Source organism: Methanobrevibacter sp. (genome assembly GCF_045120835.1).
In the GTDB taxonomy this organism is placed as follows: domain Archaea; phylum Methanobacteriota; class Methanobacteria; order Methanobacteriales; family Methanobacteriaceae; genus Methanocatella.
This window is the reverse complement of the sequence record NZ_JBGVFE010000112.1, coordinates 1-19,161: the sequence shown is the minus strand read 5'-3', so window position 1 is coordinate 19,161 and position 19,161 is coordinate 1. Positions and strand designations below refer to the sequence as shown.

The following is a 19,161-nucleotide window of genomic DNA, read 5'->3' as shown; positions in this document are numbered from 1 at the left end:
AAATGTAATGATAGATTTTTAAATTTTTAAAGATAATGCAACTGCATATTCCTACAAGAAACATACGGTATTCAAGATTGTTATTTCTACGATGCAAGTTCATCTGCGAAAGTTAGCAAATATACTACAAATGGCAATTCAATAAGTTATGACAGTACAGAACAAGCATACCTAATAACCCATCAACTCACTGATACTGCTCGTGGGATACTGTTAAATGATGTTACATTCACTAATAAAGTGAAAATAACTGCCAAAATGAAGTATATTGCAACAGTACGGAACACACAATGTGGTATAGGATTATATAATGGTTCATCAATGGCAGTAATTGGTAAACCAATTTATGCACCTACCTCTAATTACTGGGGAATGAGTATTAGTTCAAATAATTTAACCAGTTATGGTACAGATAATGGATTAATTAATTTAACCAGTTCTAATTTCAATACAAATGACTGGTATACATTAGAATTAATAATCAATGAAAATAGTATAACATTTAAACTATACAAAGCAGATACATTGGTTAATACTTCTACTGCAAGTCTATCTGTTCTTAATGCTACTGGAAATAAATTAGCAATCCAAACTGCTAATGTAACTAATGCTCAAATCTATTTGAAAGACATTATGGTCAAAGCATTATAATGGTTTGACTTTTAAATCGCTCATTGTAGATTGTTGCCCATTGTCGATAGTGGTTATTTTTGTAGGAGTATAATTTGCAGTAAACGATTTTACCTCATTGTCCTTAAAATAAGTCCAACTACCATCATTATAAGTAACACCAATTAGATGTTGAGTATTTACAATAATATCACTACATCTTTGGTCTACAAGATTACTACTACTTCCACGATTCCGAATTAATACTCCATTATATGCATCACTTGACCAGTTACCAATATAATAATCGTGAGAACTGTTATCTTGTAGTAATAAACTGCAACCACCTTTATTAGCTCCAATCCCAGTTTTAATCATTTTATATGTGATTTGAGCAGATGATGGAACGCTAATGTTCAAACCACTTGAACTTGTTGGATTTTGAATGTACTTGATACAATCTTCAATAGCGTATGTTTCTTGTAGTAAGCTACGTGAATCTGGAATTGCCTTAATGACTACATCTCCAACACCTGCACTAGTATAAGTATACGATGCCTGACCATTAGCATCAGTATTCACAGTCTGTTCACTACCTGTAATCAAAACATTATCCTTATATGCTCCAAACACAACAGGAACACTACTAATAGTTGCACTTGATTGACCATTTTTCAATTGAGCGGTCACAGTACATGTCTGACTTCCTGGTGTTTGTTGTTCATCAGCATAAGACAAAATTTGATTACCTGCGGTTTTCTCTAAACTCATGCCATCATATCCAGGTACAACAGTGAAATTATAATTTTTAACATAGTCCTCTGCTCTTAAAGTAAGAACATGACTTCCAGTATGCACAACCGTACTAAATTCTGCTGTACCCTCTTGACTTGTTTTTGAATCAATTAGCCTACCATCAATAAACATGCTGACAAGTGTCTCTTCCTCAAATGTGACGCCATGTTGATCTTTCACATATGCAGTAACAATAAAAGTTTGCCCATCTACTGGGGATGTTGTATTCCATATACTAGTAACTTTTGAAAATCGTGGAACATAATCATCTATAATTAATGTATTTGATTTTTTACTACCGCATTTGGCCTGAAAACCGATTTCACCTGAACCGTCACCAGTGTAGGTATAAGTTGCCTGGCCGTTACTGTCAGTTGTTAAATCTGCTATTTTTGTTCGTGTCATATTTTAATCCTCTGAGGTATATACGATATTTCCATCAATTTTTATCTGTTGAACTTCTTTTCCATTTATTAGTATATTGGTTGCATCTGTGAGATTCATTTCACCACCACATTATATGTTTCCACAGTATCATCAGAATAGGTGACTTCCATTTCAATAGTGTTATTGAGTTTGTTATAGATGTCATCCATTACTGATGGTGTCGGCAGTAATGTTTCTTCAACAATTTCAGTATAATCACTATTTTTCAGGTATATTGTGACCTGGTTTGTAGTGATCCTTATTTCCTCCGTAATTCCGTATAATTCAAAAGTGAAATATCCTTTTGTTAATACTTCAAAAGGAACTATCACTTTGTTTTCATTATCTAACTGTTTGCAGTATACGGGATTGTCTTCATTTCGGAATAATACTCTTTTGGTTAGGTTTTCCCATTCACTATTCTCTCCAAAGCAGAATCTTAACTCAATATAGTTATATGAATCGTTAACCAGGATAGGTAGTTTATCCTTGCTTTGAACTTCCTGTCCTTTCACGTTAAAATCATAGACCGCCATTTATTCCACCTCTTTATATAGTTCAATTGCTGCATCTTCAATTGGGTTTCCATTTTCATCAGTTAGTGTAACTGTCACAGTTATTGTTTCACTAGTACGCACATATGATTGAGGAACTGTAAGTAGAACTGTACGGCCATCATAATCAAGAGTGTACACTGTCATTTCAGTTCCGTTAACCTCTTCTGTATCTGATGAAATAACGGAATTATAATTTTCAAAATCGGAGGAGGATTTAGGGATTACAATATTCCCTAAACCTCTTACACTTTCTGGAGTTACAATTATCTTATCCTGCATTCTATACTCCCCTAGCTCTGTTTTGTTTGGCTTCTAATCTGCCTTTTTCTTTAGCATCCCATTTTTGGAAGACTACATTTTTAACAAGTTTTTTAATCCATCCTTCATCATCTGGAACATCATTTATTAATCTGGCTACCTCTTCGGCAGAGATGTTTTCAGGCAGATTTACGAATTCATGTTTAATTTTCATTTCACCATTTACAGTCATGGTGTCACTAGTAGTTTCAAGGCCTCCAGCACCAGGAGTATTTTCAGGATCATCATTGAAAAGGTCAATTATTGCATTGATGATATCATCAAATCCTACACCTTTTGGAGCTGGCCCTGCATGACTTGCGGATGGTGTCCATGTTCTGCGGTTCATCCAGCCTGTGGTATCCATTTTGTGACCTGCTACATTTGCCCAATAGTGACCAAATTGATTCCAATGACCGTGAACTTTGTAAGCTGGTAATCCGCATGCGTGAGCCATAGCAATCAATGCGTCTGATGAATCACTACAGTTCATACCTCCATGTCTGAATGCAGTCATCCAATTACCATACTTATTTGAATCGTAATAAAATTCGTAATGGCATTGGCTGAATACATCTTCAGCTATTTGTTTAAATGTGCCAAAATCAATATCAGGAACTCCATTCATGAATTCTTTTACTTTGAATCCTACACTGGTGGCATATTTACCTATGATTTTAGGGCCTTTCATACCCCATTCACCGGATTTGTTTTTGATGTGGCTTACATGATTAGGCACACCACTTGTCCAGTCTCCAGCACCTTTATTTCCTTTATCCACCAAACCGAACGGTACCCTGATTGTTCCACTTCGGATTAAATCAGATACGGAAAATTTATTGCCTTTTCCATTTGCGGTAATATATGAACCTATTCCGTTCATGTTGACTAATGGATTGTTCCTCAGTTGAGATAAAGTCATGAATGACGGCAATTGTGCTTTCCTCATGGCGTTAGTAATGATACGTAAACCACTAGACCCGCTTCTACGTAATGGTTTTGTTGTTGATACCATACCGTTTCCAGGCCCTGCACCAAACCCACCAGGATTTTGCAATTTCCTGTAGAAACTACCTATGGTGTTTTCTAATTTGTTGAAATGGTTTGTTGAATCTGTTTTGATTTTGTCAGCTGCACTTACAATACCATCTTTCATGTGACCCCAACTTTGAATCATTTTCTGATTAGCAGATTTTGTTTTAGTCACCATATTGTCTAATTGAACTTTTGTAGTGTTTTTAACAGTATTCATTCCAGATTTGTTTTTAGCTACCATTGTGTTCATGCTGTTACGGAATTTATTTGTCATTGCATTCATGTTGGTTTGAAGGTTACTTCGGATAATGTTTAATTGTGCAGTATCGTTGTTTTTGATTGTGTCATAGGTTTTCTTATCCGTGTCAACCATTTTTTTAAGAGCATCTCCTGTTTTTGTGGCTAAATCCTTGAATGATGTTACTACAGTATTATTTGATTCGGTAATCGGTGTAGTATCTACTTGAGGAGTATCTACTGAATGTTGCATTTCGGCGTTTAATCCCGCTTCTGTTTTCACTGCATCTGGATTTGGCATGATATTTTCCATTCGAGTTTCTAGTTCTGGATTTCCGAATCCATCAACAATCGCAGTACCTAATTGACTTGCAGTTTTAAAAGCTTCTTTTGTTTTACTTCCAACACTGCCAATCATGTCCACAACCTCACCAACTACACTTTCTTGAATTATACCTGGTGAATGGATACCCATAGCTCCAAGTAATCCATCAACAATATTTTTACCAATATCTATTGCTTTATTGACTAAGTCACTTCCAGCTTGCATGATACGTGAGCCAATATTCATGAATTCAGTGTATACTTTACCTGGTAATTGAGAAACATTATTAATAATTCCATTTACCATACTTATTGCTGCATTTACACCCGAACTGACCCATTGGCTGCCGGCACTGATAATCCTTGAAACTACATTATAGAGGTATGTTGCAATTCTCATAGGCAAGCTGCTAATAGTAGTTACAATTGCAAGTAAAAATCTCAATGCTCTATTTTTTCCAATTTGGATCCATCTTGACATTTGAAGACCTGTATTGTTTAGAATACCCATAATGTAATTCCAAATCATACCTGGAATTCTACTTACATATGAGTAAATACCATTAAAGAAGTTCATTCCTGCTTGAGATGCATAACTCCATAATTGAGTTGCTAACTGTGAAACAATTTCCATAATGGCCATTGCAATAGGGCCAATATTGGTTTTAATACTTTCCCAGATATTCATAATTGCATCTTGAACGCTAATTGTGCCTCCAAGAACTCCCTGTATATTTGTAATGACATCACCAAAAACAGCTATGACGGCTTTGATTGGTGTTGTGATCAGTCTCCATGCAGTACCTATTCCATTAATAAGTGCTGTTATGATGTCGAAATCTCCACCTGTGGCAACACCAAAGAATCCAAGTAAACTTTCCCATACCCAGCTGATACCGCTTGCAACCCAGTTCCAAGCCTCACCTAATGCTTGTAAGAATCCTTGAACGTCAGGATGGTTTATGAAAGCTTCCCAAACTCTTTGTATTCCTGCCCATATGGCCTGTAACATGCTTCCTACATCATCCCACCAGCCGAAATATTTTCCGACTTCATATATTGCAACACCTAATACTGCTATTGCTGCAATAATTGCTAAAAGTGGGCCTAATGCTATATATTCACTTATGGCCATTGCATCGTAACCTGCCGTAATTGCTGCAAGTATACCTTCACCGCCTGCAAGAGTGGTGAAAAATGTACTTATTACTTTAGATTCACGGAAGAATTTCATTACTTTTTTTCCTTTATCATGCAAATTATCAAATGCAGATAACATCGGGCTTATTGTTGGAGCTGCTGTTGCGAACATACTAACTCCACCGGCAACTTCAACCAAACCTTCAAATAGTCCAGGACATGAATCGTTCATTTCATTAAGTTTTTGGACAGCTCCATCTATCATTGGAGTGAATTTTTCACCAACATGACGGCCAGCAACACGGAAATTCTTTTTCAATGTTTCAAGATGACCAACACTGGTGTCCATCATTCCATTCATGTCTCCGCCTTCTTGTAGTGCTTTCTCTAATGCGGATTGGTAACCTTCTACATCATCGGCTGCACCGCTCCAACCAAGAGATTCTAATTTGTCTTTTGTGATTCCGAAGTTGGATTTGAGCATATCAAATTCACCATTCAAACCACGTCCTGCTGATTGCATGAGTGAAATAGCCTCTTCACCACTACGCCCCATGAGGATAGCTCTTTGACCAACATCATTCACAGTTGTAGTGAAACTTTGTAATTGTGTATTAGTCATTCCAGTTGACATTTTAATAGTGGACATAGCTTGACCAAGATCATCAAGACTAACAAGTGAGGTATTTGTCAAATCATCCATAACTCCAACAAAATCACGGCCAGCTTCGGCACTACCCATTGTAGCGGATGTTAAAGCAGTCATTCTTTCACGATTCATTGCCAATCCGACAGTCATTTCACTAATGCTTGCCATACCCAAACCGCCAATAGCGGAAGATATTAATCCACCAAGACCGCTGAATGCAGAACCAAGACTATCAACTTTACTTCTTACTGTTGATAATGCACTGCTTAAGTTAGTTTTGATGAAACTACCTACACTAGAGACTTTTGTTTTGATAATGTCCCATTTTGAGCCTAAATATGTTGTAATGCTGTTTCCTACAACTTGGAGTTTTCCTTTCAAGCTATCAGTGTTTGTACCTAGTAATTGAAGTTTGGTTCTACTATAGTCCAGACTGCCTTTCCAGGTATTTGTTGCATTATCAAGAGCTTTGAATTTGGCTACAGCTTCTTGACATTTGCTATTCAATTCGTAGAATACTTTAGGATTATGGCTGTTAGATAGTCTGTTTAACCATTCTTGAGTTTCCTTGTCTAACATGTTGAATTTAACAATGCTGTCTTGAATGCTTTTATTGTATCTTCGGAATTGGTTTGCACCTTTATCTCCAACACTTTTTGAGGATGTAGATACATTCTTAATTTCCTTTGATAGATTGGATAATTGTTGCTGTGTCATTTGGGATGATTGTTTAGCTTTGTCATTTGCTTGTTTTGCTGCATCACCAAATTTTTTAATAGCAGTTTCATTATCTTTAACTACCTTACTTGCCTGGTCTTCGGCTTTTAAGATAATTTCTATCATTTCACGTGATACCATGTTACTTTGCCCACCTCCTATTAGAATTTGTTTATAAAAAAAAGAGGCACATTACTAAGTTAAATGTGTTAGTAATGTGCCTCTAGTATCTCATTTTCCTACGATGTTTTTTCATTTCTTTTTCTTCAGCCTCTCGGAGTTCTTTTTCAAATTTAGCCCTACCTTTAATAATAAACATTCTTTGAGCATATGTTAATTCCCTTTGTGTAGGTGCTAAAGGATAACCCCAATAATCTAAAAGTATGATTTCTTGAGCTTCATCAGTTTTCAGGAAAGTCTTCTACATCATCCTCAAGAACTACATCATCATCAATACCTGTGAGTTCTTTGACTTTTTCATACATTTCATCAAAGATGCCGGCAGGTAATTTTTCAATGTCAGTTCTTTTAGGTGGTTTTTCATTACCTGGATTATCGCAACTTATGAAAATAGCTTCTACTTGAGCTTTGAAATCTGCGTCAGCATTTTGTTTAATATTGAATTTTAATTGTGATTCAATATTACTGACCCTTTGATTACGGGATACAGCCTGTGCTTTTTCATTTGTCACATAATCCCCTAAACTTTCCTGACGTATACTGTTTGTTTTTTCCCATTCACCTTTACTGAGTGGTCTTAGGAATACAGTATCCTCAAGAGATTCAAGATAAATCTCTTTGTAATCTTCAACACCGTTTAAAATTTCCTCAATAGTAAGTACCATATTATCTAATCTCCTTCATTATCGTCAGATTCAGCTTCGATTGCTAATTCTGGAACTTTGTTAATTAATTTGCAATACATGTCTGTATTGACGGTAGTGGTTCCGTCATTTAAAGTGACTTCACCGTTTCCTAATGTTTGTAAGTTTAAAGTAGCTTCTACACGGTCGGCACCTTTCAAGTCAAATTCAGCTTTTAATGTACATTCAGGGAATTTAATTACTAATTGTTGCTCTGGATGTTCACATTGAGCAATAGTTAATTCTAAAGGTACAGTGAGTATTCTACACGCTGAAGGAGTAACTGCATCAACTACTCCATACCTTGCATCTAAAATATCTCTGTAAGAGTTTCTGTTAAGTGTTGTAGCAAGACTTAAAGAAATTGTACGTTTAGCTGCTTGAGGTTTTTCCTGTGGGAATCTAGAACCTAATCCTATGGTTCCTTCTTGATCATGATTGTTGTTTCCTTCCATGCTGAAACTAGTTTGCACACTTCCAGGTTTTTCACCATTCAATTTCACATTAACATCATAGAATCTAACAGGTATTTTTGAGTCTGCTAACTCTTCAGGTTCCTCAAAGTCTTCATTGATTCCTAATATTTCTGCGGTTTCTGTTGCATATAACCAATCATTATTTACAGTCATTGCAGAATCGGACACTTCTAATTTTAATCCGTCTTCGATTAATCCGAAAACAGCTATTTTTAGTGCATCGTATACTGCTAATCCTACGAATGATGGTAATTCGTGATTTTCTCCACCGTAGAATTCATGAATGTTTAAACCTGCTAATGTGCCTGTTCCTTCAGTGTACACATAGTGGTCTAAGAAACCTAATAAATACCAGGTGATTCTTTGAAGATCTACTTTTGCACTGGTGGATCCGTTAGGTTTTGCTGCACCAGCCCATGCTACAACATCACTTCTACTTCCACCGTCATCAGTTTCAGCTTCGTCTCCTAATTCAAAGTTGACTTCTTCCATTTTCTGAAACCAATCTAAATCAATATCATCTATACTTTGAACATCGCCATATTCACTTTCTAAGGCAATTCCAAATCCTCTAGCCATGTCTCATTCACCTTTTTTATGTTAATTTTTAAAAATATTAGTTTTAACAATAATTAACCCAATCCACACTAAATTCAAAATCTAGAACTATCCCCGCTACAGGGATCTTTTCCATTTTGCCTTCAACAGGAATTTCACCTACAGGGTATAATGTGTTGAATTTCACATTCTCAATAATTCTATCTTCAAATTTATCATACTGGATTCTACGATAATTATTTTTAATTGCAAGTGCCACATTACCCGCTAACCTCCTAGCTTTTTGTTCGGCTATTTTTGGGTCAGGGTCATATTCAACACATGCAAATTCTATTGTAGATTTTAATTCCAGAATTTGGCTTAAATTTTCATCACCGTTAACAGTGATTGGATGTTGTACTATCCAAATTGCTGGCTCTTCAATTCCATATTCATTATTGTAAATTGGAATAATTGTTTTCACATGATTCAATATTCCTTCAGAGGAGTCTTTTTCATGATTTAAACAGTCTTCCACCACTTCAAGGATATTTTCAATAGTTTCATCTAGTGTCCTCATTTCAATACCTCATGAACTGCTTTGATAAAGTAGCCTGCCAGTTTGCCCTGCGTTTCTGCAATGCTGCGTTCTACGAATTTTTGGCCTTTCTGTCCACGTATCATTTTAGTATAAACCATTTTTCCACCAATATTAAATGCTAATGGTTTTCCAACGGCTTTACTATATATTGGAGTTTTATAAGGCCCGTAAATACCCGTACCATCATTAACATATTGTGCATATTCTGCAGGTGTTTGGATTTCCACTTCATCTTCAGATGTTTTGCTGAAAAACCAACCTTTCAGTTTACCATGATCAACAGGGCTGTTGATTTTCAGGTGTCTTATCATTCCTTGTCCTGCATATTTCAATCCTTTTCTGCGGATTTCTGGTATTTTTTCGCTGACGTTTTGCATTTTTGCAGCATCAACTTTCACAGTAACTTTTACCATAGTTCATCTCCACCTGTTATTGCGAATATGTCAATTTTGTCGGAGATGTTACTATGGTCAATGACATAAGGTTTTAAATCATCCTTCAAAGTTTGTTCAAAGATTTCTGCGGATGATACCTGTATCCTCCAGTCATTGACTTTAGTACGTGGTGTGTCTCTGCGTTCGATAGCTAGTGCTACCATGTTTGCAGTTAGTCTTAAGCAGACACTTTTGACTGCATCATCTACCCCTTCGGGGAATTGATTATGAGTGTATGATTTAATCAAACTTTCACTTTGGGAAATCCAACTTGTAATAATTTCATTTAATTTCCTTTCATCACCTTGTTCTAATTTAAGGTGTTGAGGGTTAATTCCAGTAAGAGTTTTTACTTCATCTACAGTAATCCACATCAAATCATACCTCCAATTAAAATTTTTATGTTTCACCTGGTGTCTCTTCAACAGGATCTGCTACAACAGCAGTCAAACTAATAGTGAAACTAGTGTGTGTACTGTCACTTGAGATAGTATCAGAATATTCAGTGTACCCTTCCTTAGTTGCAGTAATGGTATGTTCACCATCCGCTACACCTTTCAATGTGCAACCTCCAGCAGGGCCAGTTGTACCAGTAATATCACCAATAGCAACACTTACACCAGATACCGCATTTTCCCCATCATCTACAGTGATGGATAAATCACGGGTAGTAACTTCAGGGATAACCTCTTCCTGTTGGGTTTCCTCTTCATCATCTTCAAGTTCTAAAACTTCATTTAAGAAATCCGCAAGGTAATCATGTCTTTTTTCAGGGCTTTTCCTCACAGAATAATGTAATTTTTTAAATTTTTTTATTTTTGCCATGTGATCACCATACCAAAAAAAATATTATTAGCTGAAACTTCTAGAATTTAGAAGCTTCAGGTAATTGTTCTAATTCATCAATAGTTAAAGTACAGTTTACGGAACCTTTTCCGCCAAATTTGGTGTTTACACCAGGACGGAGTCTGTAGTAGTAATCGGTTCTTTCGTGTTTTACAACACGGTCAGGTTCGATGGTCATGTTTTTCCAGATACCGTAAAGTAAGTATTCTGGGTTGGTTAACATGACGTTTGTAGTTTCAAGTGAAGTTCTTAATTCTTCGTCATCGAAACTTTGACAATTAATGATAGGAATACCTTTGTAGGTTAATGTTGGAGTGTAGCCAGTTTGAGTGCTGTCTCCCAATGGTGTTCCTCTGGATTTTAAGAGGTTCCTGTAAGCATCTTCAATTTCAAATGGAACGTAGAATTTGAGTTTGTTCCTTTGTCTGAAACGTAAAGGCATTGCGTAGATAGCTGCATCAAAGATAGCTTCTACAGTATCATTCACAGGGTCGAAGTCACCAGTTTCACCTTGCTCAGCAGCACCTGCGGAAACTAATTGACCTTGAGCGTTTTTCAACCAACCGTCAGCAGTACCTAATAACTTGGATGGTTGGTAATTGTCAGTATCAGCATATAATGCCCATATTTCTAAGTCCTCTCCAGCTCTTTCACCCATCATACCTAAGAGGGTTTGTTCAAATTGCTCTTTTTCCAGGTTGTCATCTTTTTCATCATCTTCAATACTGCACATGGTTTTGATTTTTGTAGTAGTGAGGATAGTTGGCTCGAATGCAACTTCAGCAGCGTCAAGTTCATCATTGGTAACTTGTTTGCTGTCAACGATTTTGTAACCTGGTTGTAATACACGGCCTTCAATACTGGTTTCTACGTATTGTTTTTCAAAACTATTCAAGATGTCAAAAGTTGCATCTCTAAGGATAGTTTGGTTTAAAGTTGCAGCACGTAAGAACATACCTAATTGTTCAGGGTTTAATAATGCTTTACCTGTTTCCATGTCCTCACGCATTGATTTGAATACTGCCTTTTCGGCAGGATTTACGATTTGACTTAATACTTGCTCATTGTTAAAAGCCATAAATATTCACCTTTTTTTAGTTCTTTTTTTGGTTTAAAACATCAACATTATAAAAAAATTAGTTTTTAAGAGGTCTGCCTCTTTTATCTCTACCCATGACTTCCATTGTAATAGCTTTATCAGATTTTAAAGCTTTTTTGTCCTCAGGGTTTTTGTCATGTTGAGGTAAACTTTTAGAATCTGATTTCATGGATTTCTTTTTGTCATCGGTTTTTTCATCCTCTTCATTGGATTCATCGGTTTCTTTTTCGTTTGATTCAGTGGATTGGGTTTCTTCTTCCTCTTCCTCTTCCTCTTTTTTCTTTTCATCCTCTTCATTGGTGGATTTATCTTCTTTTAATGCAAGAGGTTTAACCGCTTCGGCCACAGCCTCATTAATCATTCCACCTATGAATTCTTTGAATTCATCAGATTTGAAAACACCTTTGATTTCATCCAAGTCTTCTTTAGTAGCATAATCTGGAGTTTCCTCCAATCCAAGAATGCTCCTAATTTTGTTTAATTTGTTTTGTGCTTTGTCTTCAGACATATTCTCACCATTTTTTGATTCGCAAAATTTATTTCCATGCTGACAAGGTTTACGCACCAAGCTGACTAATACAGGAACTGGATCATTAATGTTTTTGATTAAGTTACCTGCACTTGCTTTCAAGCTGGCTTCTTTCAATGCAGCTTTTAGTTTTTCCGCAGTTTCACGTGTGAAAATACTAGGGCTATAACCAGTGATTAAGCCGTCTCTTGCTTGTTTGATTGCTACAGGGTCAGTTATCTCACTAGTCAACATCCATGTACCCTCAGGGTATGTGTGTATACTCCCGTCTAGCCAGGTATAGGATGTAGGTTGGTCTAGTAGGAATGATTTCAAAGCAGCACCTATGAGGTTATGCTTATGTGCTGTGGCAATCCCTTGAACGGCATGGTGTTTGTCAATAAAACCATAATCGTCATATGCTTCTTTGAAGGCTTTGACTTGTTCAACTGTAAAAGGGTCTTCGCCTCTCCAGTAATCACAATCTTTAGCTCCTGGTATCATGACCGGTGCTGTGAGTATTATGGAATTATCACTTTTGATGACTATTTGCTCTTGCAAGTTTAATCACCACCAAAAAAAAATTTTATTTAAATATATGGAGATGACCCAACTTTTCAAAAAAAAGTTTAGTTTCAATTCGTTAAAGTTAATAGAGTGTGTATGAAGTTAAGAATGAAAACGAACCCTTTTTTTATCATGGTTTTAAAAAAATTTATCCTAAGTTATGTGGAAATGGAGCAATTAAAAAACACATGTTAATTCTTGGAATTATATTGCACATTAAAGTTGAGTCCTCTTCATTATACACTGTAAGAAATAAAAATCTATAAAATAGAAAAGAAACAGAATAATTGTATACAACGTTAAAAGGTGATTTACTTGAAAGAAGATAAAACCACTAGAATTTGGAATCCCACAGAAGATCAACTATGGGAAAGTTATAAAAATTTAAAATCATATCAAAAATTAGAAATATGGTATGGTGTTGAAGATAAAAACAATGAAATTAAAAGAATGAAAATTGTTATTCCTTCAGGTTTGGAGTATATTAGAGATTTTGGTTTTGCTAAAGATATGCCTCATAAACCTTTTGAGGTTATTAGTGATGTAACTGTTTTTTTTAAAGATTATTGGAATGTAGAAAGAGTAATATTATATGTATCTCAAATATTATGTATTAGAGTTCTAGATGAAGAGTAATAAAGTGTTACTTAAGTAACACTTTGTACTCAGGATGACCTTCAATAAAAGACAAAACTTCCTCCCGTTCAAGAGCATCTAATTTAATCAGGTCACTACCAATTAAAGCTCTTTCACGGGAATTAACATTATACTCTTTTTGGTGAGATTCTATCCATTTAATAACTTTCTTAAAGTTACTATCGTTGCTTTCCATAATAACTGTTAAAAAAGCATTTGGGATGAATTCATCAAGAGATAAGATTTCATCCGCTTTAGTTAATAGTAGCTCTTTATTTATCCAATTATACATAATCTGTCTCCGTTAATCATATTTTTAGATTATCTGATTAATTAACCTTACTGTGAGTACATAATTCTTCCCGTTTTTGTAAGCATGGACAATTTCATACTCAGATTCAGGGATTAATAATTCCGCCTGGCCGTTGGTATTTGTGAGTTTATCTGTACTTTCTAAAGCCATTCCACGTGTACCTTTAGGATTTAGGATATGGTAGAATACATTGTACTTTTTGGAATCTCTTTGATAATAGAGCATAGGTGTTTCCTTATCAAATGAGGTAGATGTGAATCCTTTAAATACCCCTTTTTCACCTGGTTTCACTGGTATTTCATGGTCTGTGGATGTAGCTCTATAAGTGAATGTATCTTCAACTAAAGGAATTCCTTGTTTCATACCTTTTAACAGGTTTTCCTCAATTTTGTCATATCTCTCTGTAATGGTTTTTATCTCAGAATCACTTTCACCTAAATCTTTTAAATATTTGGCATATGCGGATTTATCTCTATAGTAATGATTCAATCTGCCGAAGTTATTACCACATCCATATTTGAAGGAATCATAAATACTTTGAGTACCAGGAAGTTTATTTTCAGGGATGATCCTTTTCATCTCTTTCATGAATTCATCAGTATAATGAGATTCATACCATCTGGCAATCTTACTAGAATAGTCCTGGTAATCATGATATTTGTGTAGTAAAAAATCTTTAGGATATTTTTCAATGATTTCATCTGTTAATGGCAATGGATGTCTCATTTTACCAAAATCTGGAAGAGAATTAACCTTGAAATTATCTACAATATTAGGATTAATAGGCCTCATGAAATGGTCTGAGGATACCAATTCAGTTTCAGCCATTGCTTGCTCTACTAGTTCGTCTGCATGGAAGTAGTCAAGTGTTGCTATGAGATCTTCTTCATGGAACTGTGCCATGTCTGGTGGTGCAATATATCCGTATGGGATTATGAATGGTAATGCTTGACATCTGCAATTTATGATTTCTGCTGCGGGGCCTGCCATGTCTCCAGGATACATTAATCCGTTGCTGAATACTCCGCCCATTCTTATTATTTCGCCTTCCATGTGTACATGGTCAGCACTGTCACGTAGCCTTAGTCCTCTTACACGGCTGTCTCTAGCTGTACTCCATTGTATGTATTCAACGCCCATGTCATCATAGCCCTTGATGACTCCTAAACATTGGCTGTTATGTGTTTCTGTACGTGCTATTCTCACTGATTCCCATGTTTTTAACTGTCCGAATCTTCGGCGAATATCTCTTGAAACTGCATCTATTCCTTTTCCTTCATCATATCCTTTTACTATAATATCGTTTATTTGGCCATCTACCCTTGCAAGGGTTTTTTCGGATAATTGATATGTACGTGTTCTTAGGTTTTCATGGACATCAGGGAGAGTACCGAATAACTTATCTTTTGTAATTGTAGATGAAACAGCGTCATTGATGTCTGCTTTCAATACAGTATATTGCTTTGAGAGGATATTCCCTTTTCTGCGGAAATTAATCAATCTCTCAACAATACGTTTACCAGATGCACGTGATTTATCAAACTCTCTAATTTTATACTTGCACAATAACTCATAATACTGTTTGTGCATTTCATGAATAGGTGCTAATATCAAATCAGTATGTGCTTTGAACATTACTTCAGGATTGTAATATTCAGCAAGATTATTGATTACCTGATATTCCATTTCCTGGAATATCTTACTTACCTCTTTGGCTAGTTGATCTTCATAGTATTGTGAGAGTAAATGTTCCACTTTACTATAAGTCAGTTCCGTCTTCAGGTTCCTCAGTTGTTTCTGTGTCAGTGTCATCTTCTTTACCCCAGAGGTTATTTTCTAAAGTTGATATGATTGTTTCAGCTTCTAAATTCTCATTATTTTCAACATTATTCCATAATGACTCTAACGGCTGGTTATTCAAATAGTATTCATCCAGGTATTTATTGTTTTCTGGTGCGGTTAATCCAAATTGGTCACCGAAGTTGTTAATAAGGTCACGTGGGGTCATTGCAGCTCTTGCAAATAGGAATTCTGCTATGGCCATATCGTTTCTGTAGTCTTTAGGGTCTAGGTCTGAGGCTACATATTCCCATCCTGTGACTTCTAATTCATTGCGTGCTATCATGTTGATTAGCTCTTCAGCTTCTTTTTTGATAGGTGCAACCGTACTGTATTTGTAGCTGTTATCAGTAAATTGTGAATTTGTACCGTTGAGTTTTCCTGCATCATAGATTCCTAACCTTGATGGATCTACTTTATGAGTATTTATGATTTCATCTCTTTCGTCTTTCAGGAATACTCGGAAACTTCCCTCTTCTTGTTGAATGCTTAAAGGTTGGATTTTGACTTCTACTTTTCCTTCCTCACCGTCACTAGGTACAGTAATACAAATAGCTGAATGTGGATTTTTGATTACCTGCTTAATCTGCTGACTAATCTTATATCTGATTGTTTGTGTATAATCATAATTAGGATTCTCAATAGTTTCGCCTTCAGCATTAGTAATATACGGCTCTTCCTCATAATCTGCAAAATCCCCTGTAATGGTTACGGCAAATGCTGGCATTCCGTAGTTTTCAAAGAATTTAGTGTTATATCTTTTAGCTGATAATATGCCTTGAATGGATAATAAGCTTCCTATGATTGGTGGCCTTCCATAATATGTGGTTTTAGGTGCATATTCTTGAGTCCATAAGAGTTCATTTGCTCTATCCTCTGCTGATAATGAGTTGTATGGGTACCATTCACCAGTGTCTGCGTGAACATCGCAGAGTTCACCTTCGGCATTGTAGTTTTTACCGTATAATACAAACCATACTTCTTTGCCTGCATTGTTAACATGTTTTACTCTTTTTTCATCTGCATGTCTTCTTAGTGTATGTGCTGGTATGTGACATAATCTGCGTGGTAAACTGTCACTGGTACCCCATCTTGTTAACTCCATTGCACCATAACCAATAGCCCGACGGTCATATAGCATACGGTAAATCATACTGTTTATGGAAGGTTCGCATTCGTTTAAGAATTCCATGAATCTTTTCCTTTCATCTTCAGATTCACTTTCACCTTCAACTGGAACTAGTGTAAAGCTTATTCCTGCTGCATCTCCAGCTACTGCATCTACACAATTTGCATGATAACTGTTGAAATCTAATAAGTCTGCTAGTTCACGTGGATTGTATTTAGGTTCTACACATTGAATACCATATTGCCATATATCGTCTGGTGTTTGTTTACTGCCTGTGGTAGGGTCAACATCTGCTTTCAATGCGTAGTTACTTAGTATTTTAGGGTCAACAATGTTCTCATTACCGTAATCATCTCTTGTTACAATAAAACTATCACTTTTAGTCATTAATGCCTCCTTTACATAATCTTAATATATTTTAACGTTACGTTTAGGTCTACGCCAATGTCTAGCTGAACCTGTGCATGCGTCAGCTATATCATCGGGTTTACCTTCCTGACCTGTGAATGCGACTAGGTGATCTATAACTTCAATATTCCAATCACCATGCACAAACCATATACGGCCATCTTCAGCTAAAGCTTCCAAATCGAAACTTCTAACATTTTTCTTTAATTTGACTTTATCACCACGAATGTTAAATCCTTTAAATTCTTTACTTCTACGGAATTTATTAATTAAGAGTTTACTTGCACTTCCTGGCTCTTGCTCAATACGAATTAATACATCTTTACCGTCTCTTTTTGCAGTTTGTTGGAATTTTCGTAATACTTGATTTGCAGTAAATTTGCCAGTCACCAAATCAATCATTATCAAATCCTCACCAGTCCAGGCAGTTAGCATTCCAGCGGTAGCGTCACCTTTTTTACCACTGGCTCCGAAATCCCAATATCTTAATTTCGGGGCATCATAAGGAACTTCCTCACGTTCAATAACATTATAAATCTTGTTGGTGGTTTCATCCATAAACCAGGCCCTTTTGAAAATGTTACCCTCACGTTCTATAGGGTGACCTTGATAAATAGCATTAAATAAATAGCTGCCAATATCCCTTTTTTCTGACATTAACCAATCATAATCCCGCTGATATGGCCATAATACCTCTCCTTTCTTACGGCCTAATAAGTCAGTTTCAGGTTCTGTACAAATTGCAGGGATATTCAAGTCTACCCATGTATCCTGTGCTATAGTTCCGCCTTTCTTTAGAATGTCAAAAGCATCTACAGCAGGAATTGTTGGGGATGTGCTTTTAATGATTCCATGCAAATCATTAACATGTAATCTTTGTGCAATTACTATGATTATTGGTGGACGGCCATTTGTTCGTCTTTCTAGTCTTGAGCGTACTACACCACCAAACCATTCACGCAGTTTTTGCTGTTTCACCTCACTGTCTGCATCAGCTACATTTTTAATAGGATCATCAACTATGAAGAGTCCTGCACCGAAACCCATGATTGAACCTGCAGCACCTACGGCTAACATTTGGCCTCTGTATGGTGGTGCAATATTGAACTTATTCTTAGCTCTGCTGTCTGTAGCTAAATGAATCGGGTATGGTGATAAGTGATTGTAGTAATTGATGATGTCTTTTACCTGGCCTCCAAATTCAGATGCTAATCCCTGAGAGTATGCTGACAATATAACTTTATCATTGGGATAATGTGCAAGGAAATAACTTGCAAGATTACGGCTGATTAATGTACTTTTACCATGACGGCTAGGAACACTTAATAATATTCTGCTGACTTTACCGTCTATAGCATAATCCAGTAACTGCATGATTAACATGTCAAAGTCACGTGGACGCCATAATCCATTATTGACTAAAACGCTCCATGCTCCAAGATTCAAATTATTTTTCATCCTGGAATTACGTATCCTATCGTCAACAGTTTCAGCAATCATTGTCTCTTATCCACCAAATCCCATAAAATATCATTCCAAAACTCACGGGTTTCATTACTTTCATGTAATGGATCATCATCAACAGGAACATAAGGAACATCCTCTTCAGGATTCTCAAGCTTTTCATATTCATCAACAATATTCTTATAATCCTTAGCCTGCTCAAACCTTAGATTATTAGATTGAACAATACCTGTCTTTGCGTCCTGACAAGCTCTATTACTGTAAGCTTTATCTTTAGCGGACAGTTCAAAATCATCTAAAATATCATTTTGAAGGTCACCTAACCTATCCAAAATATCATCATCCTTCTTTTTCTGGGAAGGATTGGAAATAACAGTATCCTCAAGGAATTCTGTTGCAGCCTCATAGGCAACTTTCGTCTTAAACACTTTGAAGTCATCATTAAAATTATACCTTCTAACCCATGTGTTGGCAAGTGTAGTGAGGTTGACTTCTTTAAGTTTCCCTTTATTTTGTCCTGAGGAAATGTAGAGGTTCGGGTCATCCTCAAAATTAGTCAATTTCACAAATTTTGGAAAATCTTTTACAAAATCTGCATAGGTTATATCTTTGTATCCTGGAAGTGTCCTGGTTAAAAATAGAACGTTCCGTACTG

The 19,161-nt window shown here is 36.1% G+C and carries 19 protein-coding genes; 2 read left to right on the top strand and 17 right to left on the bottom strand.

The genetic code is table 11. The annotated features are described in order from the left end of the window. The first annotated feature begins 258 nt into the window (after positions 1-258). Positions 259-651: a hypothetical protein gene (locus ACJMLO_RS09885; protein ID WP_405296355.1), complete on the top strand. Its 393-nt coding sequence runs from the start codon at positions 259-261 to the stop codon at positions 649-651. Here ACJMLO_RS09885 and ACJMLO_RS09880 read toward each other — a convergent pair. The 12 genes from ACJMLO_RS09880 to ACJMLO_RS09825 all read right to left on the bottom strand — a co-directional run bounded on the left by ACJMLO_RS09880 (position 646) and on the right by ACJMLO_RS09825 (position 12,711). Continuing rightward, positions 646-1,809 (bottom strand): hypothetical protein, encoded by a 1,164-nt coding sequence (locus ACJMLO_RS09880; protein ID WP_405296353.1) that lies wholly within the window; start codon positions 1,807-1,809, stop codon positions 646-648. The two genes, ACJMLO_RS09885 and ACJMLO_RS09880, sit on opposite strands and share 6 nt — an antisense overlap. Before the next feature lie 95 nt (positions 1,810-1,904). Further along, on the bottom strand, positions 1,905-2,366 hold the full coding sequence (locus ACJMLO_RS09875) for a hypothetical protein (RefSeq protein ID WP_405296351.1): 462 nt from the start codon (positions 2,364-2,366) through the stop codon (positions 1,905-1,907). After that, positions 2,367-2,666: a hypothetical protein gene (locus ACJMLO_RS09870; RefSeq protein ID WP_405296349.1), complete on the bottom strand. Its 300-nt coding sequence runs from the start codon at positions 2,664-2,666 to the stop codon at positions 2,367-2,369. Between the two features lies 1 nt (position 2,667). After that, positions 2,668-6,927 (bottom strand): hypothetical protein, encoded by a 4,260-nt coding sequence (locus tag ACJMLO_RS09865; RefSeq protein WP_405296347.1) that lies wholly within the window; start codon positions 6,925-6,927, stop codon positions 2,668-2,670. A gap of 260 nt (positions 6,928-7,187) precedes the next feature. After that, a complete protein-coding gene (locus ACJMLO_RS09860; RefSeq protein WP_405296345.1) occupies positions 7,188-7,631 on the bottom strand; it encodes a hypothetical protein in 444 nt (147 codons plus the stop codon). 5 nt (positions 7,632-7,636) lie between these two features. Continuing rightward, a complete protein-coding gene (locus ACJMLO_RS09855) occupies positions 7,637-8,704 on the bottom strand; it encodes a carboxypeptidase regulatory-like domain-containing protein (RefSeq protein ID WP_405296343.1) in 1,068 nt (355 codons plus the stop codon). A 43-nt stretch (positions 8,705-8,747) separates the two neighbouring features. Then, positions 8,748-9,242 carry a hypothetical protein gene (locus ACJMLO_RS09850; RefSeq protein ID WP_405296341.1) on the bottom strand — a complete coding sequence of 165 codons (495 nt, stop codon included), beginning with the start codon at positions 9,240-9,242 and terminating at the stop codon, positions 8,748-8,750. Further along, positions 9,239-9,676, bottom strand: a complete 438-nt coding sequence (locus tag ACJMLO_RS09845) for an HK97 gp10 family phage protein (RefSeq protein ID WP_405296339.1) — start codon at positions 9,674-9,676, stop codon at positions 9,239-9,241. The genes ACJMLO_RS09850 and ACJMLO_RS09845 overlap by 4 nt, the downstream gene beginning before the upstream one ends. Continuing rightward, positions 9,670-10,071 carry a hypothetical protein gene (locus tag ACJMLO_RS09840; protein ID WP_405296337.1) on the bottom strand — a complete coding sequence of 134 codons (402 nt, stop codon included), beginning with the start codon at positions 10,069-10,071 and terminating at the stop codon, positions 9,670-9,672. Before ACJMLO_RS09840 ends, ACJMLO_RS09845 begins: the two co-directional genes overlap by 7 nt. A 25-nt stretch (positions 10,072-10,096) precedes the next feature. Continuing rightward, the gene (locus ACJMLO_RS09835; RefSeq protein ID WP_405296335.1) at positions 10,097-10,522 is read right to left on the bottom strand and encodes a PEGA domain-containing protein; all 426 of its coding nucleotides are present in this window, start codon (positions 10,520-10,522) and stop codon (positions 10,097-10,099) included. Between the two features lie 40 nt (positions 10,523-10,562). Further along, positions 10,563-11,621 (bottom strand): phage major capsid protein, encoded by a 1,059-nt coding sequence (locus tag ACJMLO_RS09830; RefSeq protein WP_405296333.1) that lies wholly within the window; start codon positions 11,619-11,621, stop codon positions 10,563-10,565. Positions 11,622-11,679: 58 nt separating this feature from the next. Then, positions 11,680-12,711 carry an XkdF-like putative serine protease domain-containing protein gene (locus ACJMLO_RS09825; RefSeq protein ID WP_405296331.1) on the bottom strand — a complete coding sequence of 344 codons (1,032 nt, stop codon included), beginning with the start codon at positions 12,709-12,711 and terminating at the stop codon, positions 11,680-11,682. A 321-nt stretch (positions 12,712-13,032) separates the two neighbouring features. Here ACJMLO_RS09825 and ACJMLO_RS09820 point away from each other — a divergent pair, with 321 nt between their 5' ends. Beyond that, the gene (locus ACJMLO_RS09820) at positions 13,033-13,353 is read left to right on the top strand and encodes a hypothetical protein (protein ID WP_405296329.1); all 321 of its coding nucleotides are present in this window, start codon (positions 13,033-13,035) and stop codon (positions 13,351-13,353) included. Between the two features lie 7 nt (positions 13,354-13,360). Here ACJMLO_RS09820 and ACJMLO_RS09815 read toward each other — a convergent pair whose 3' ends face one another. The 5 genes from ACJMLO_RS09815 to ACJMLO_RS09795 form a co-directional block, all read right to left on the bottom strand. After that, positions 13,361-13,645: a hypothetical protein gene (locus ACJMLO_RS09815; RefSeq protein ID WP_405296327.1), complete on the bottom strand. Its 285-nt coding sequence runs from the start codon at positions 13,643-13,645 to the stop codon at positions 13,361-13,363. Between the two features lie 24 nt (positions 13,646-13,669). Beyond that, on the bottom strand, positions 13,670-15,478 hold the full coding sequence (locus ACJMLO_RS09810; RefSeq protein ID WP_405296325.1) for a phage minor head protein: 1,809 nt from the start codon (positions 15,476-15,478) through the stop codon (positions 13,670-13,672). Beyond that, positions 15,426-17,021: a phage portal protein gene (locus tag ACJMLO_RS09805; RefSeq protein ID WP_405296323.1), complete on the bottom strand. Its 1,596-nt coding sequence runs from the start codon at positions 17,019-17,021 to the stop codon at positions 15,426-15,428. Before ACJMLO_RS09805 ends, ACJMLO_RS09810 begins: the two co-directional genes overlap by 53 nt. Before the next feature lie 21 nt (positions 17,022-17,042). Beyond that, a complete protein-coding gene (locus tag ACJMLO_RS09800) occupies positions 17,043-18,542 on the bottom strand; it encodes a terminase large subunit (protein WP_405296321.1) in 1,500 nt (499 codons plus the stop codon). After that, a partial coding sequence (locus ACJMLO_RS09795) for a hypothetical protein (protein WP_405296320.1) occupies positions 18,539-19,161 on the bottom strand: 623 nt, incomplete at its 5' end. The genes ACJMLO_RS09800 and ACJMLO_RS09795, both read right to left, overlap by 4 nt.

What these genes read in the sequence shown, in the direction of transcription:
- ACJMLO_RS09885 (WP_405296355.1), top strand. Translation starts at nt 259, where the DNA reads ATGAAGTATATTGCAACAGTACGGAACACACAATGTGGTATAGGATTA.
- ACJMLO_RS09880 (WP_405296353.1), bottom strand. Translation starts at nt 1,809, where the DNA reads ATGACACGAACAAAAATAGCAGATTTAACAACTGACAGTAACGGCCAG.
- ACJMLO_RS09875 (WP_405296351.1), bottom strand. Translation starts at nt 2,366, where the DNA reads ATGGCGGTCTATGATTTTAACGTGAAAGGACAGGAAGTTCAAAGCAAG.
- ACJMLO_RS09870 (WP_405296349.1), bottom strand. Translation starts at nt 2,666, where the DNA reads ATGCAGGATAAGATAATTGTAACTCCAGAAAGTGTAAGAGGTTTAGGG.
- ACJMLO_RS09865 (WP_405296347.1), bottom strand. Translation starts at nt 6,927, where the DNA reads ATGGTATCACGTGAAATGATAGAAATTATCTTAAAAGCCGAAGACCAG.
- ACJMLO_RS09860 (WP_405296345.1), bottom strand. Translation starts at nt 7,631, where the DNA reads ATGGTACTTACTATTGAGGAAATTTTAAACGGTGTTGAAGATTACAAA.
- ACJMLO_RS09855 (WP_405296343.1), bottom strand. Translation starts at nt 8,704, where the DNA reads ATGGCTAGAGGATTTGGAATTGCCTTAGAAAGTGAATATGGCGATGTT.
- ACJMLO_RS09850 (WP_405296341.1), bottom strand. Translation starts at nt 9,242, where the DNA reads ATGAGGACACTAGATGAAACTATTGAAAATATCCTTGAAGTGGTGGAA.
- ACJMLO_RS09845 (WP_405296339.1), bottom strand. Translation starts at nt 9,676, where the DNA reads ATGGTAAAAGTTACTGTGAAAGTTGATGCTGCAAAAATGCAAAACGTC.
- ACJMLO_RS09840 (WP_405296337.1), bottom strand. Translation starts at nt 10,071, where the DNA reads ATGTGGATTACTGTAGATGAAGTAAAAACTCTTACTGGAATTAACCCT.
- ACJMLO_RS09835 (WP_405296335.1), bottom strand. Translation starts at nt 10,522, where the DNA reads ATGGCAAAAATAAAAAAATTTAAAAAATTACATTATTCTGTGAGGAAA.
- ACJMLO_RS09830 (WP_405296333.1), bottom strand. Translation starts at nt 11,621, where the DNA reads ATGGCTTTTAACAATGAGCAAGTATTAAGTCAAATCGTAAATCCTGCC.
- ACJMLO_RS09815 (WP_405296327.1), bottom strand. Translation starts at nt 13,645, where the DNA reads ATGTATAATTGGATAAATAAAGAGCTACTATTAACTAAAGCGGATGAA.
- ACJMLO_RS09810 (WP_405296325.1), bottom strand. Translation starts at nt 15,478, where the DNA reads ATGACACTGACACAGAAACAACTGAGGAACCTGAAGACGGAACTGACT.
- ACJMLO_RS09805 (WP_405296323.1), bottom strand. Translation starts at nt 17,021, where the DNA reads ATGACTAAAAGTGATAGTTTTATTGTAACAAGAGATGATTACGGTAAT.
- ACJMLO_RS09800 (WP_405296321.1), bottom strand. Translation starts at nt 18,542, where the DNA reads ATGATTGCTGAAACTGTTGACGATAGGATACGTAATTCCAGGATGAAA.